11 protein-coding genes are annotated in these 13,478 nt (G+C 65.4%); 7 read left to right on the top strand and 4 right to left on the bottom strand.

What is annotated here, in order from left to right:
• Window positions 1–144 precede the first annotated feature (144 nt).
• The 4 genes from pssA to ACAM55_RS12430 all read left to right on the top strand — a co-directional run bounded on the left by pssA (window position 145) and on the right by ACAM55_RS12430 (window position 5,809).
• Window positions 145–969 carry a CDP-diacylglycerol--serine O-phosphatidyltransferase gene (gene pssA / locus ACAM55_RS12445; protein WP_093019125.1) on the top strand — a complete coding sequence of 275 codons (825 nt, stop codon included), beginning with the start codon at window positions 145–147 and terminating at the stop codon, window positions 967–969.
• A 185-nt stretch (window positions 970–1,154) separates the two neighbouring features.
• Complete coding sequence (gene leuA, locus ACAM55_RS12440; RefSeq protein ID WP_369656287.1) at window positions 1,155–2,858, top strand: 2-isopropylmalate synthase; 1,704 nt, start codon at window positions 1,155–1,157, stop codon at window positions 2,856–2,858.
• A 122-nt stretch (window positions 2,859–2,980) separates the two neighbouring features.
• A complete protein-coding gene (locus ACAM55_RS12435) occupies window positions 2,981–4,519 on the top strand; it encodes a 2-isopropylmalate synthase (protein WP_369656286.1) in 1,539 nt (512 codons plus the stop codon).
• A 108-nt stretch (window positions 4,520–4,627) separates the two neighbouring features.
• Window positions 4,628–5,809, top strand: coding sequence for a serine hydrolase (locus tag ACAM55_RS12430; protein WP_369656285.1), 1,182 nt, complete (start codon window positions 4,628–4,630; stop codon window positions 5,807–5,809).
• Window positions 5,810–5,866: 57 nt separating this feature from the next.
• Here the strand turns inward: ACAM55_RS12430 and ACAM55_RS12425 are convergent, their stop codons facing one another.
• From ACAM55_RS12425 to aat, 3 genes are read right to left on the bottom strand one after another with little or no spacing between them, the layout of a single operon-like run.
• Window positions 5,867–6,709 (bottom strand): IclR family transcriptional regulator, encoded by an 843-nt coding sequence (locus tag ACAM55_RS12425; protein ID WP_369656284.1) that lies wholly within the window; start codon window positions 6,707–6,709, stop codon window positions 5,867–5,869.
• Between the two features lie 30 nt (window positions 6,710–6,739).
• Complete coding sequence (locus ACAM55_RS12420) at window positions 6,740–7,573, bottom strand: arginyltransferase (protein WP_369656283.1); 834 nt, start codon at window positions 7,571–7,573, stop codon at window positions 6,740–6,742.
• The gene (gene aat, locus ACAM55_RS12415) at window positions 7,570–8,325 is read right to left on the bottom strand and encodes a leucyl/phenylalanyl-tRNA--protein transferase (protein ID WP_369656282.1); all 756 of its coding nucleotides are present in this window, start codon (window positions 8,323–8,325) and stop codon (window positions 7,570–7,572) included. Before aat ends, ACAM55_RS12420 begins: the two co-directional genes overlap by 4 nt.
• Before the next feature lie 220 nt (window positions 8,326–8,545).
• Here aat and ACAM55_RS12410 point away from each other — a divergent pair, with 220 nt between their 5' ends.
• The 3 genes from ACAM55_RS12410 (at window position 8,546) to ACAM55_RS12400 (ending at window position 12,286) form a co-directional block, all read left to right on the top strand.
• On the top strand, window positions 8,546–10,876 hold the full coding sequence (locus ACAM55_RS12410) for a xanthine dehydrogenase family protein molybdopterin-binding subunit (RefSeq protein ID WP_369656281.1): 2,331 nt from the start codon (window positions 8,546–8,548) through the stop codon (window positions 10,874–10,876).
• Between the two features lie 31 nt (window positions 10,877–10,907).
• Complete coding sequence (locus ACAM55_RS12405; RefSeq protein WP_369656280.1) at window positions 10,908–11,819, top strand: helix-turn-helix domain-containing protein; 912 nt, start codon at window positions 10,908–10,910, stop codon at window positions 11,817–11,819.
• 65 nt (window positions 11,820–11,884) lie between these two features.
• The gene (locus ACAM55_RS12400) at window positions 11,885–12,286 is read left to right on the top strand and encodes an SRPBCC family protein (RefSeq protein ID WP_369656279.1); all 402 of its coding nucleotides are present in this window, start codon (window positions 11,885–11,887) and stop codon (window positions 12,284–12,286) included.
• On the opposite strand, the gene pobA is transcribed toward ACAM55_RS12400, so the two are convergent.
• On the bottom strand, window positions 12,283–13,464 hold the full coding sequence (gene pobA, locus ACAM55_RS12395; protein WP_369656278.1) for a 4-hydroxybenzoate 3-monooxygenase: 1,182 nt from the start codon (window positions 13,462–13,464) through the stop codon (window positions 12,283–12,285). The genes ACAM55_RS12400 and pobA overlap by 4 nt on opposite strands.
• Window positions 13,465–13,478 lie beyond the last annotated feature (14 nt).

Raw genomic sequence — 13,478 nt, 5'->3', positions numbered from 1 at the left:
GGGCCACCCGCTGGGGTGGCCTTTTTCATGAGGGGGGCGAACCATCCCCTGAACTACACTGCGAACCCATGCGATTTACAGATCAAGACGCTATCGAACGGGTAGCCGTGCGCGCAGTGTCCACGAGGGACGGAGGCAAACTCAATGCATGACGACACGGTTCCCGACGAGGTACCGCCGCGCAAGCGCCGCAAGGGCATCTACATCCTGCCGAACCTGTTCACGCTCGCTGCGCTGTTCGGCGGCTTCTATTCGGTCGTGATGGCCATGAACGCGCGCTTCGATCTCGCGGCACTCGGCGTGTTCGCCGCCATGATTCTCGACAGCCTCGACGGCCGAGTGGCCCGCATGACCAACACGCAAAGCGCGTTCGGCGAGCAGATGGATTCGCTGTCCGACATGGTGTCGTTCGGCGCCGCCCCGGCGCTTATTGCATATGAGTGGTCGCTCAAGGGCCTGGGCCGCTGGGGCTGGATCGCGGCTTTCGTGTACTGCGCCTGCGCGGCGCTGCGGCTCGCGCGCTTCAACGTCAATACCGGCGTGGTCGACAAGCGCTGGTTCCAGGGGCTGCCTTCGCCAGCCGCGGCCGCATTGGTGGCCGGCTTCATCTGGCTCATGACCGAATGGGGCAAGCGGGGCGGCGAGGTGCTGTATCTCTCGTGGACGCAGATCACGTGGATCACCTTCGGGTTCACGCTCTATGCCGGTCTTTCGATGGTCACCAATGCGCCGTTCTACAGCTTCAAGGACGTGCAGATGAAAAAAAGCGTGCCTTTCGTGGTGATCGTGCTGATCGCGCTGGGCATCGCAGTCATCAACATCCATCCGCCCACGGTGCTGTTCGGCCTCTTCGTGGCCTATGGCCTGAGTGGCTACGTGGTCTATGCGTGGCGCAAGGCCAAGGGCCAGCAGGCGAGCGTGATCAGCACCTCGACCGAAGAGCCCGACGAGCGGGGCTTGCATAACTAAGGCTGGCTTGTGCTACATTCGCAATCCTCATGACCAAGATTTCGCTGCTGGCCCTACTAGCCCTCCCTCACGGGCGGAGACGGTAGCGCACGCGCAAATCCCTCACCACGGCCCGTTCGCACCAGCAACGGGCCGTTTGTTTTTGGGGTTGCTGGTTGATTACCAACCATCACAGAGAAATCGACATGCTCAAGCAACCTCAAGCCAAATACCGCGCATTCGCCCCGATCGGCCTCAAGGACCGCACCTGGCCCGATGCCGTGCTGACCAAGGCCCCGATCTGGCTGTCGACCGACCTGCGTGATGGCAACCAGGCGCTGGTCGAGCCGATGGACATCGCCCGCAAGATGCGGATGTTCGAAACGCTCGTGGCCATCGGCTTCAAGGAGATCGAAGTCGGATTTCCCTCCGCCTCGCAAATCGAATTCGACTTCGTGCGCAAGCTGATCGAGGAAGACCGCATTCCCGACGACGTGACGATCCAGGTGCTGACGCAGGCGCGCGATCACCTCATTGCCCGTACCTTCGAATCGCTGCAGGGCGCGCCGCGCGCCATCGTTCACCTCTACAACGCGGTGGCCCCGGTGATGCGCCGCGTGGTGCTCGGCATGGACGAAGACCAGATCGTCGAGCTTGCCAGCAGCCATGCGCGCATGTTCAACGACTTTGCCGCGAAGCAGCCGGGCACGAACTGGACCTTCCAGTACTCGCCCGAAATGTTCTCGGGCACCGACGTCGCGTTCTCCAAGCGCGTGGTCGATGCGGTGACCGAAGTCTGGGCGCCGACGCCCGAGCGCAAGTGCATCGTCAACCTGCCCACCACGGTCGAGCATTCCACGCCCAACATCTTTGCCGACATGATCGAGTGGATGCACCGCAACCTCGCGCGGCGCGATTCCATCGTGCTGTGCGTGCATCCGCACAACGACCGCGGCACTGGTACGGCCGCCGGCGAACTTGCCTTGATGGCCGGCGCCGAGCGCATCGAAGGCTGCCTCTTCGGCAACGGCGAGCGCACCGGCAACCTCGACCTCGTGAACGTCGCGCTCAATCTCTATACCCAAGGCGTTTCGCCGGAACTCGACTTCTCGAACATCGACGAGATCCGCGCGACGGTCGAGCACTGCAACCAGATCCCGGTGCATCCGCGCCACCCGTATGTCGGCGACCTGGTCTACACCTCGTTCTCCGGTTCGCACCAGGACGCGATCAAGAAGGCCTTTGCCGCCCGCAAGGACGGCGACATCTGGGACATGCCTTACCTGCCCATCGACCCGAAGGATGTGGGCCGCAGCTATGAAGCCGTGATCCGCGTCAACAGCCAGTCGGGCAAGGGCGGCATGGCCTACCTGCTCGAGAGCGAGTACGGCCTCGAAATGCCGCGCCGCCTGCAAATGGAGTTCATGCAGACCGTGCAGCGCGTGATGGACGTGGCCGGCAAAGAACTCACCGCCGCCGACCTCTGGGAGCTGTTCGTGCGCGAATACGGCCTCGAAGCCGCGCACGCGTTGCAGCACCGCGTGCTCCAGGAAGAAGGCGAGGGCGCCGACGCTTCCGTGGTGCTGCGCGGCGACCTGCCCTGGGACGGCGAGATCCACACCATCGAGGGCCGAGGCAACGGGCCGATCGATGCCTTCACGCATGCGTTGAGCCAGGCCACCGGCCACACGGTGCGCGTGATGGACTACCACCAGCACGCCATCGGCGCGGGTGCCGATGCCAAGTCGGTGGCCTACCTCGAACTGCGCGTCGACGAGGCCCAGACATTGTTCGGCGTCGGCATCGACGCGGACGTGATTTCGGCGTCGCTGAAGGCCATCGTCTCGGGCGTGCAGCGCGCACGCACCCGCGGCGCGCGCAGCGCACAATCGGTGGTTGAGCTCGCCTGAAGGCATGGCCCCCACGCTCTCGCACTGTGTCGTCGCTGCCCCCCCAAGGGGGCCGCAGGCCGCCTTGGGAGCGGCCCGGCGTCGGCCTGATCGAGGCTGAATAGAACCCAAGGAGATTCACGATGACCGACCAACTCATTATTTTCGACACCACCTTGCGCGACGGCGAGCAATCGCCCGGCGCTTCGATGACGCGCGACGAGAAGATGCGCATCGCCAAGCAGCTCGAACGGCTCAAGGTCGACGTCATCGAGGCCGGCTTTCCGGCCAGCTCGAACGGCGATTTCGAGGCCGTCAAGGCCATTGCCGAGGCCATCAAGGATTCGACCGTGTGCGGCCTGTCGCGCGCGAACGACCGCGATATTTCGCGAGCGGCCGAGGCCCTCAAGGGCGCGGCGCGCGGCCGCATCCATACGTTCATTGCAACCTCGCCGCTGCACATGGAAAAGAAGCTGCGCATGTCGCCCGACGAGGTGCATGAGCAGGCGAAGCTTGCCGTGCGCTTTGCGCGCAACCTCGTGGCCGACGTCGAGTTCAGCCCCGAAGACGGCTACCGCAGCGACCCCGATTTTCTCTGCCGCGTGCTCGAGACCGTGATCAACGAGGGCGCCACCACCATCAACGTGCCCGACACCGTGGGCTACGCCATTCCGGAGCTCTACGGCAACTTCATCAAGATGCTGCGCGAGCGCGTGCCCAACAGCGACAAGGCGATCTGGTCGGTGCATTGCCACAACGACCTTGGCATGGCAGTGGCCAACTCGCTCGCCGGCGTGAAAATCGGCGGCGCGCGCCAGGTCGAGTGCACGATCAACGGCCTGGGCGAGCGTGCGGGCAATTGCTCGCTCGAGGAGGTCGTGATGGCCGTGAAGACCCGCAGGGACTACTTCGGCCTCGACCTCAACATCGACACCCGGCACATCGTGGCCGCCAGCCGCATGGTGAGCCAGACCACGGGCTTCGTGGTGCAGCCCAACAAGGCCGTGGTGGGCGCCAACGCCTTCGCGCACGCCTCCGGCATTCACCAGGACGGCGTGCTCAAGGCGCGCGACACCTACGAGATCATGCGGGCCGAAGACGTGGGCTGGAGCGCCAACAAGATCGTGCTGGGCAAGCTCAGTGGTCGCAACGCCTTCAAGCAGCGCCTGCAGGAGCTTGGCGTGACGATGGACAGCGAGGGCGACGTCAATGCCGCCTTCCTGCGCTTCAAGGAACTGGCCGATCGCAAGTCCGAAATTTTCGACGAAGACATCCTTGCGCTCGTCAGCGCGGAAGAGCATTCGCACGTTAACGAACAGTTTGCTTTTGTTTCTCTTTCGCAGCACAGCGAAACCGGCGAACGCCCCCATGCAAAGGTCGTTTTCACCGTCCAGGGCAAGGAGGTCACCGGCGAATCCGATGGCAACGGCCCGGTTGATGCTTCCCTGAAGGCGATCGAGTCGCTTGTCAAGAGCGGCGCCGAAATGGTGCTTTACTCGGTCAATGCGATCAGTGGCTCGACAGAAAGCCAAGGAGAAGTTACAGTTCGGTTACAAAATGCAGGGCGGGTGGTGAATGGAGTAGGTGCGGACCCCGACATCGTGGTCGCATCGGCGAAGGCTTATTTGAGTGCGCTCAACAAGCTCCAGAGCCAAGCTGAGAGAGTGGCGGCACAGGGTTAGGTTTACTGACCATCCTAAGTTAAGAAAGGGATGCAAGTAACTGATATTGCGTGCCTTTTTTGATTTGGATACACTGCGGTTCTCATTTTCGCCGCTGGAGATTTAAAAATGCCTGAAGCCCGTCTCCGCCGAGTTTCCAGCCAGCGGTTCCTGCATACAGTCAAGTTTGTCGCCGTCGCGTTCTGCGCCACGGCGTTTTTGCTGTCCGGAGCCCAGGCCGCCAAGAAGGAAAAAACAGCTGTCGCCAAGACCTCGCTGGCCAAGAAGGCCGCGGGCCCGGTGCCGGTGGAAGTCAAGAAAACTGCCAAGGCGTCGCGTGGCGCCGGGGTAGACCGCAGCGAGAAAGTCGTTCGCGGTGGCCGCAACGTGGTGGCCTCCATTCGCCAGAAAAACGGCCGGACCGTGGTCGCCGTGCAACGCCGTTCGGTGGTTCGCGTCGAAACGCCCGCGCGCCAGTCCTTCGGCCAGTTGGCCGGCCTGCACGGAACCGACGACGTGCTCGACCTGAAGTCGAGCGTTGCACTGGTAATCGACCAGGACACGCATGAAGTGCTGTTCAGCAAGAATGACCATGCGGTGCTCCCGATCGCATCGCTCACCAAGCTGATGACCGGCCTCTTGATCAGCGAAGCGCGCCTTCCGAACGACGAGCTGATCACCATCACCCAGGACGACGTCGACACCGAGAAGGGCAGCCGCTCGCGCCTGACGGTCGGCACCACGCTTCCCCGCGGCGAGCTCTTGCATCTTGCGTTGATGTCGAGCGAAAACCGCGCGGCGCACGCGCTGGGCCGCACCTATCCCGGTGGCCTTGCAACCTTCGTGAGCATCATGAACGCCAAGGCCAAGATGCTCGGCATGAAGGATACGCGCTACGTGGAGCCCACGGGCCTGTCGAGCCGCAACCAGTCGAGCGCGCAAGACCTGGCGCTGCTGGTCAACGCCGCTTACGCCGACGCCACGGTGCGCTCGCTTTCGACCTCGCCTGAGTACCAGGTCGAGGTGGGCAACCGCGTGCTGCAGTTCAACACCACCAACCGTCTCGTGAAGAGCCCGGATTGGGAAATCGGCGTGCAGAAGACGGGCTACATCTCGGAAGCCGGCCAGTGCCTCGTGATGCAGGCCAAGGTGGCCGGGCGCAAGCTCATCATGGTGTTCCTGGATTCGGCCGGCAAGTTCAGCCGTATTGCCGATGCGGAACGCGTGCGCCGCTGGGTCGAGGCAACGCATGCTTCGACGGGCTCGCCGGCCGCCGCGTCGCGCCCTCCCACCTACCAGGTCGCTGGCTGATCTGACAACACCAGCCCTGAAAAGGGCGGGTCGACCGCACGCGGCGCAGGCCTTGGGTCAGGCCGTGGCTGAAGAAGAAGATCCGCCGCCGTCCGTCGCAGATGCTCTGGACGCCGCCGCGGCGGCGTCCTTGTAGCCGAGCGCTCCCGAGATTTCGTTGGCCGTGGCCTGCAGCTTGGGCAGCCATCCTTCGTCCAGCCGGTCCGCAGGCGCGGAAATCGACAATCCCGCCACCAGCTTGCCCTGGTCGTCGTAGATGCCGGCGGCCATGCAGCGCACCCCCAGTTCCAACTCTTCGTTGTCGCGTGCAATGCCGTACTGGCGTGCCTTCGACAATTCGCGCTCCAGCGCCGGCAGCTGCGTGATGCTGTTGCGCGTGTGTCCCGCCAGCCCGGTTCGGGTGGCATAGCTGCGCACGCGCTGCGGATCGTCCGCCGCCAGGAACAGCTTGCCGGTCGAAGTGAGGTGCAAGGCCGCGCGGCCGCCGATGGCGCGCACCACCTGCATCCCCGAACGCTCGCTGTACGAGCGCTCGATATAGACGATTTCGTCGCCCTGCCGCATGCTGAGGTTGACCGGCTGCTGCGTGAGCTTGTGCAGTTCGCGCATCGGTCCCAGCGCGGCATCGCGCACGTTGAGCCGCCCCTTGACGAGGTTGCCGAGCTCCAGCAACCGCATGCCGAGCCGGTAGCTTCCGGCTTCGGGCCGGTCGACGAAGCGGCCGACCGCCAGGTCGTTGAGGATGCGGTGCGTGGTGGAGGGGTGCAGGCCGGTCTTCTCGCTGATCTCCTTCAGCGAAATGGCCTCCTCGCGCGAGGCGAGCACGTCGATCAGTGCGAACATGCGCTCGATCACCTGGATGACCGGAACGGCAGGAACGTCGGATTGGGTTTTTCTCATGGCGCGATGCGGTGTGGACCGGGCGCCATTTTACCTTGTGAAATCAGTCGGCGCTTGCCAGCGTCCGTCGATCAGCAGTTCATGGGGGCTGAAGCGTGCCTTGTAATTCATCTTGGCACTGCCTTCGATCCAGTAGCCCAGGTAGACGTGCGGCAAGCCCAGCTTGCGGGCCTGCTCGATCTGCCAGAGCACGCTGTAGGTGCCGTAACCCGTGGACGAGGCCCCCACGCTTTGCACCGCGTGCTCTCCCTGCCCTGCGAGGGGGGCTTCCGGTTGCTTGGAGTGGTCCCGCGCCGCGCGGGCATCGGGCTCGTAGAAGGTGTAGACGGCCGAAATGCCATCGTTCAGCACGTCGAGTATCGACACCATCCGCAGCGCTCCCGCGCTGCCGTCGGGCAGTGTCTCGCGGAACTCGACCAGCCTGGAGTTGACCCGGCTCTGCAGCAGGAACTGGGTGTATTGGTCGATGCTGTCGTGGTCCATGCCGCCGCCGGCGTGGCGGCCGTTCTGGTAGCGGAGATAGAGCTGGTAGTGCTCGGGCACGAAGCACAGCTTGAGCACGCGTGCCTGCAGTTCCTTGTGCTGCTTCACGGCGCGGCGCTGGCTGCGGCTGGGACGGAAGCTGTTGACCAGTACGCGAAGCGGGATGCAGGCCCGGCACCCGTCGCAGTAGGGCCTGTAGGTGAACATTCCGCTGCGCCGGAATCCGCTGAGCACGAGGTCGGAATACGCGTCGTTGTGAATCAGGTGGCTGGGCGTGGCCACCTGCGACCGGGCCTGGCGATCGGGCAGGTAGCTGCAGGGATAGGGCGCCGTCGCGTAGAACTGCAGCGTGTGAAGCGGGAGATCCTTGAGGTGCGTCACGTCGATTCAGAAGGCCGCGTGGAAAGGAGTTCTGTCCAGTATACGGGCTCGAAATGCCACTGTGGCCCTTCCTGTTCGCGTGCCTTGGCCACGTGCGCCACGAAGCTTGCGCGCGACATCTCCCGGGCTCCCAGGCTCGCCAGGTGGGAGGTGTTCTGCTGGCAGTCGATCATCCGCACCTGGAAGCGCCGGCACAGGCAGACCAGGGCCGCCAGCGCGATCTTCGAGGCGTCGGGACGGCGGGTGAACATCGATTCGCCGAAAACCGCGCGGCCGAGCCCGACGCAGTAGAGACCGCCCACGAGCTCTCCGTCGATCCAGGTTTCCACGCTGTGCGCGTGGCCGGCCCGATGCAGCGCCATGTAGGCGTTCACCATGTCCGGGACGATCCAGGTGCCCGACTGGCCGGTGCGCGGCGATTGCGAGCAGGCCTTGATGACCGCCGAAAAATCGTGGTCGATGCGCACTTCGCAGCCGGGGGTCTGTGCGAAGCGGGTGAGGGTCTTGCGCAGGGACCTGTGGAGCTTGAATTCAGCCACCTGGAGCACCATGCGCGGGTCCGGGCTCCACCAGAGAATCGGCTGGTCTTCGCTGAACCACGGGAAGACGCATCGGCTGTAGGCCTGAACCAGGGTATCCACATCGAGCGCCCCGCCGGCAGCGAGCAGCCCAGGTACGGGGTCGGCGTCGCCCCAGGCGGATGCAGGGTCGGGCAGCGCGTCGCCGGGTTCGAGCCAAGGCAGTTGTTGCATGGCCGTAGGTATACACGGCTTCGCGGCGCGCTTCATCCACGTGGCAGAAAATGGCCGTTCTCCGGCGGGATGACAAACGACTGGGGCCTGCAAGCCACCGGCTCCGCCTGCGAAGCGCACGGGAATATCCAAGAGCCCATATAGTGCTGCTTCCATTTGCTCTCCATCGGACCCGCAAGGCCAGTGTTGCCTGGCGGATGGCCAGCCCAAGAGGACCATGTTGACTACTGAATCCAACCCCACGCGTTTCGGCAGCGGCCATGCAGTGCGCCGCCTCGAGGACGAGAGCCTGCTTGCCGGCCAAGGCCGCTACACGGACGACGTCGCGCCTCCCGGCCAGACACATCTGGTGTTCCTCCGGTCTCCCTATCCGCACGCGCGCATCGTCTCGATCGACATCTCTGCCGCGGTTGCCATGCCCGGCGTGCTGCGCGTGATCACCGGAGCCGAACTGGCCGAGGCCGGCGTCAAGCCGATGCCGGGCGCCGTGGGCTTCAAACGAGCCGACGGCAGCGATTGCGCGAGCCCCCCGCGATTCGCCATGGCGCACGACCGAACCCGCTTCGTGGGCGAAGCGGTGGCCGCAGTGGTGGCCGAAACGGTCCAGCAGGCCCGCGATGCCTCCGAAGCCGTGGTGGTCGACTACGAAGAACTTCCCATGGTGGTCGATCTCGCAAGCGCAACCGCCGACGGCGCGCCGTTGCTGTGCGGGGAGGCCACGGGCAACATCGCGGCCGAAATGCGCCACGGCAGCAGCGACGCCGCAACGGCCGCCTTTGCCAAGGCCCGCCATGTGGTGGCGCTCGACGTGGTCAACCAGCGCGTCGTGGCGCTCACCATCGAGCCGCGCTCGGTGCTCGCGGCGCATGACGCCGAGTCCGATCGCCTCACCATCCGCATGAGCACCCAGATGCCCTCGGGCGTGCGCGATTCGATCTGCGCCGCCATCGGCCTCGCAAAGGAAAAGGTGCGCGTGGTGGTGGGTGACGTGGGCGGCGGTTTCGGCATGAAGACCGGCGCCTATCCCGAAGACATCGCAGTGGCCTATGCCGCACTGCAGGTCAAGCGGCCCGTGAAATGGGTGGCCGACCGCAGCGAGGAGTTTCTTTCGAGCGCGCACGGCCGGGACATCGAGGCCAAGGCCGAACTCGCGCTCGATGCCGACGGAAAGATCCTCGCGCTGCGCATCAAGACGCTCGCCAATGTGGGCGCTTATGCCACCGGCACCGGCGTCGCGATCCAGCTCTTGATCGGCCCCTGGGTGCAGACCAGCGTCTACGACATCCAGACCATCGACTTCCATTTCAAGGCGGTGCTCACCAACACCGCGCCGACGGGCGCCTACCGCGGCGCGGGCCGGCCCGAGGCGATCTTCACCATCGAGCGGTTGATGGACGAGGCCGCGCGCCAGACCGGTATCGACCGTGTCGCACTGCGCCGCCGCAACTTCATCCGGCCCGAGCAGATGCCCTACACCAACCCGATGGCGCAGACCTACGACACGGGCAAGTTCGAGTCGGTGATGGACCAGGCGCTGGCGCTGGCCGACTGGAACGGCTTCGAGGGCCGCGCGGCCGAGTCCGCCCGGCAGGGCAAGCACCGCGGCCTGGGCATTGCCACCTTTCTCGAGTGGACCGGCGGCAATGTGTTCGAGGAGCGCGTCACGGTCTCGGTGCAGGCCGACGGCGTGATCGAGGTTTTCTCCGCCGTCAACGCGATGGGGCAGGGAATTGCCACCTCGCTCGCACAGCTGGCGGTCGATGCCTTCGGCGTGCCGATCGAGAAGGTGCGCGTGGTGCTCGGTGACACCGACCGCGGCGACGGCTTCGGCAGCGCCGGTTCCCGCTCGCTGTTCACCGGCGGCTCGGCGGTTCGCATCGGCGCCGAACGCACCATCGACAAGGCACGCGAACTCGCGGCCCAGGAGTTCGAGGCGTCCCCCGACGACGTGACCTACACCCGCGGCGTGTTCTCCGTGGCCGGCACCGACCTGGAGCTCGACCTGTTCGAACTGGCGGGCAAGCAGCCCGAGCGCGAAATCTTCGTCGACTCCACCAGCACCGTGGCGGGCCCGACCTGGCCCAACGGCTGCCACATCTGCGAGATCGAACTCGATCCGCCGACGGGCGAGATCAGCGTGGTGGCCTACAGCTCGGTCAACGACGTGGGCCGCGTGGTCAACCCGATGATCGTGCGCGGCCAGCTCGAAGGCGGCGCGGTGCAGGGCATCGGGCAGGCGCTGTACGAGCAGGTGGTGTACGACAACGAAACAGGCCAGCCCCTCACCGGCAGCCTGATGGACTACGCCGCGCCGCGCGCGGACATCGTCGAGACCATGTTCCACATGGAAATGGACGAGTCGACGCCGTGCACCAACAATCCGCTGGGCGTGAAAGGCGTGGGCGAACTGGGCACCATCGGAGCCACGCCGACCATCGTCAACGCCGTGGCCGATGCCTTCGCCCGCAACGGCCTCGCGAACGGCACGCCGCGCCTGCACATGCCGCTGAGCCCGTCGCGGGTATGGCAGGCCATGCACACTGTGGACTGAGGCTTGGGGCGCTCGTAGCAGGTGAATTGGAATGCTCGTCACCACCGAACTGCGGACCGAACCCATCCGCGTGTCCAGCTACCGATGCGACGCGGGTCCCGATGCGCAGCCATTCACCGAGATGCACGTCGACTACTCCGTTTCGTACGTGCGAAAGGGGAGCTTCGGCTATCGGACGCGTGGCAACGCCTATGAACTGGTGGCCGGCTCGGTGCTGGTGGGTTGCCCGGGCGACGAATACATCTGCACCCATGACCATCATGTTTGCGGCGACGAATGCCTGGCGTTCCACCTGTCGCCCGGCTTCGTCGACCTGATCGGCGGCGACCAGCGGACCTGGCGCACCGGGGGGCTGCCGCCGTTGCCCGAACTCATGGTGCTCGGCGAACTCGCGCAGGTCGCGACCGAGGGCCAGACCGACGTCGGCCTGGACGAGCTCGGCATGTGGTTTGCCAGCCGGTTCGTCGAGGTGGTGAGCGGACGCGCCAAGCCGGCGCCGCAGTCCGCCGCACCGCGCGACAGGCGCCGCGCGGTGGATGCCGCCCTATGGATCGATGCGCACTCGCGCGACGAGATCGGCCTTGAAGGGGCGGCGTCCGAGGCCGGCCTGAGCCCGTTCCATTTCCTGCGCCTCTTTTCGCAGGCGCTTGGCGTCACGCCGCACCAGTACCTGGTTCGCTCCCGGCTGCGCCATGCGGCGCGCCTGCTCGCGGACGACGACCGGCCCGTGACCGACGTGGCGTTCGAGGTGGGCTTTGCCGACCTGAGCAACTTCGTCCGCACCTTTCACCGCGCGGCCGGTGTGTCGCCGCGCGGCTTTCGCCAGGCCGCCAGGGGCGATCGCAAGATTTTCCAAGACCGATTGGCAGCCCTGCTCAATGATGACCGCCTGATTCATTCATCGAGCAGAAAGTCATCGCCATGTACGACCACATCGGACTGAAAGTCAGAGACCTTGCCGCGAGCCGGCGCTTCCATGAGGCGGGCTGCCCCTGAAGGCGGACAACCATGGCAACGATCTACAAGGAATTCATTGTCGAAGCCGATGCCTCGCGCGTCTGGGACGCGCTGCGCGACTTTGGCGCCGTGCACACGCGCCTCGCGCCCGGCTTTCTGACCGATTGCAAGCTGGACGGGCAGGGCGCCCGCATCGTGAGTTTTGCCAACGGCCTGGTGGCGCGCGAACTGCTCGTGGGCATCGACGAGTCCAACCGCCGGCTGGCCTACACCGTGACCGGCGGCAAGGCCAGCCATCACCACGCCTCGGCCCAGGTGTTCGCGCTGGGCGAAGAGCGCTCGCGCTTCGTCTGGGTCACCGACGTGCTGCCCGACGAGCTGGCCGCCTACATCGAACCGATGATGGCGCAGGGGGGCGTGGCGATGAAGAAGACGCTCGAAGCGGCCGGCTAGAAGTCTTCGAGCGGCAGGCCCACGTAGTTCTCCGCCAGCGCGGTGGCGGCGGCCTGCGAATGCACGAGGTAGTCGAGTTCGGCTTCCTGGATCTTCTGGCCGAACGCGCCGGTCTCCGGGAAGCGGTGCATCAGCGAGGTAAACCACCACGAGAAGCGCTCGGCCTTCCAGACCCGGCGCAGGCAGAGGTCTGAATACCGGTCGAGTGCGGAGGGCGATTTTTCGCCGTAGAAGATCTCGAACGCGCGCGACAGATAGCCCACGTCGGCCGTTGCGAGGTTGAGCCCCTTGGCGCCGGTTGGCGGCACGATGTGCGCGGCGTCGCCGGCCAGGAACAGCGAGCCGAAGCGCATCGGTTCGGCAACGAAGCTGCGCAGCGGTGCGATGCTTTTTTCGAGCGAAGGACCGGTCACCAGCCGCTGGCGCGCCTCGGGGTCGAGCCGCGCGCGCAGTTCGTTCCAGAAGGCCTCGTCGCTCCAGTTCTCCACCCGCTCTTCGGTCGGCACCTGCACGTAGTAGCGGCTGCGCGCGGCGCTGCGCATGCTGCACAGCGCAAAGCCGCGCTCGGTGTTGGCATAGATGAGTTCGTGCGACACCGGCGGCACGTCGGCCAGCACGCCGAGCCAGCCGAAGGGGTAGATCTTCTCGTAGGTCTGGATGGCGTCGGCGGGCACGCTGGCGCGGCTCACGCCGTGGTAGCCGTCGCAGCCGGCGATGAAGTCGCATTCGATCTCGTGCGCCTGGCCGTCTTTCTCGTAGCGCACGCGCGGGCGCTGCGAATCGAAGTCGTGAAGGCTGACATTGGCGGCGCTGTAGATCGTGGTCAGGCCTTCGGCCGAACGCGCCTCCATCAGGTCGCGCGTCACCTCGGTCTGGCCATACACGGTGACCTGCTTCCCGCCTGTGAGGCCATGGAGGTCGATGCGATGCCGCGCTCCCTTGAACAGCAGTTCGATGCCTTCGTGCGGCAGCCCTTCGGTCTTGGCGCGCGCATCGACGCCGGCGCGCGCCAGGAGATCCATGGTCACTTGCTCAAGAACGCCCGCGCGGATGCGCCCCAGCACGTAGTCGCCGCTCTGGCGTTCCACGATGATGTTGTCGATGCCCGCCTTGAAAAGCAGCTGCCCGAGAAGCAGGCCGGCCGGGCCCGCGCCGATGATCGCGACCTGTGTTCGCATGTTCGTGTCTCCGT

It is taken from the genome of Variovorax sp. V213 (assembly GCF_041154455.1).
Classification (GTDB): Bacteria; Pseudomonadota; Gammaproteobacteria; order Burkholderiales; family Burkholderiaceae_C; genus Variovorax.
This window is presented reverse-complemented; position numbering and strand designations above follow the sequence as displayed.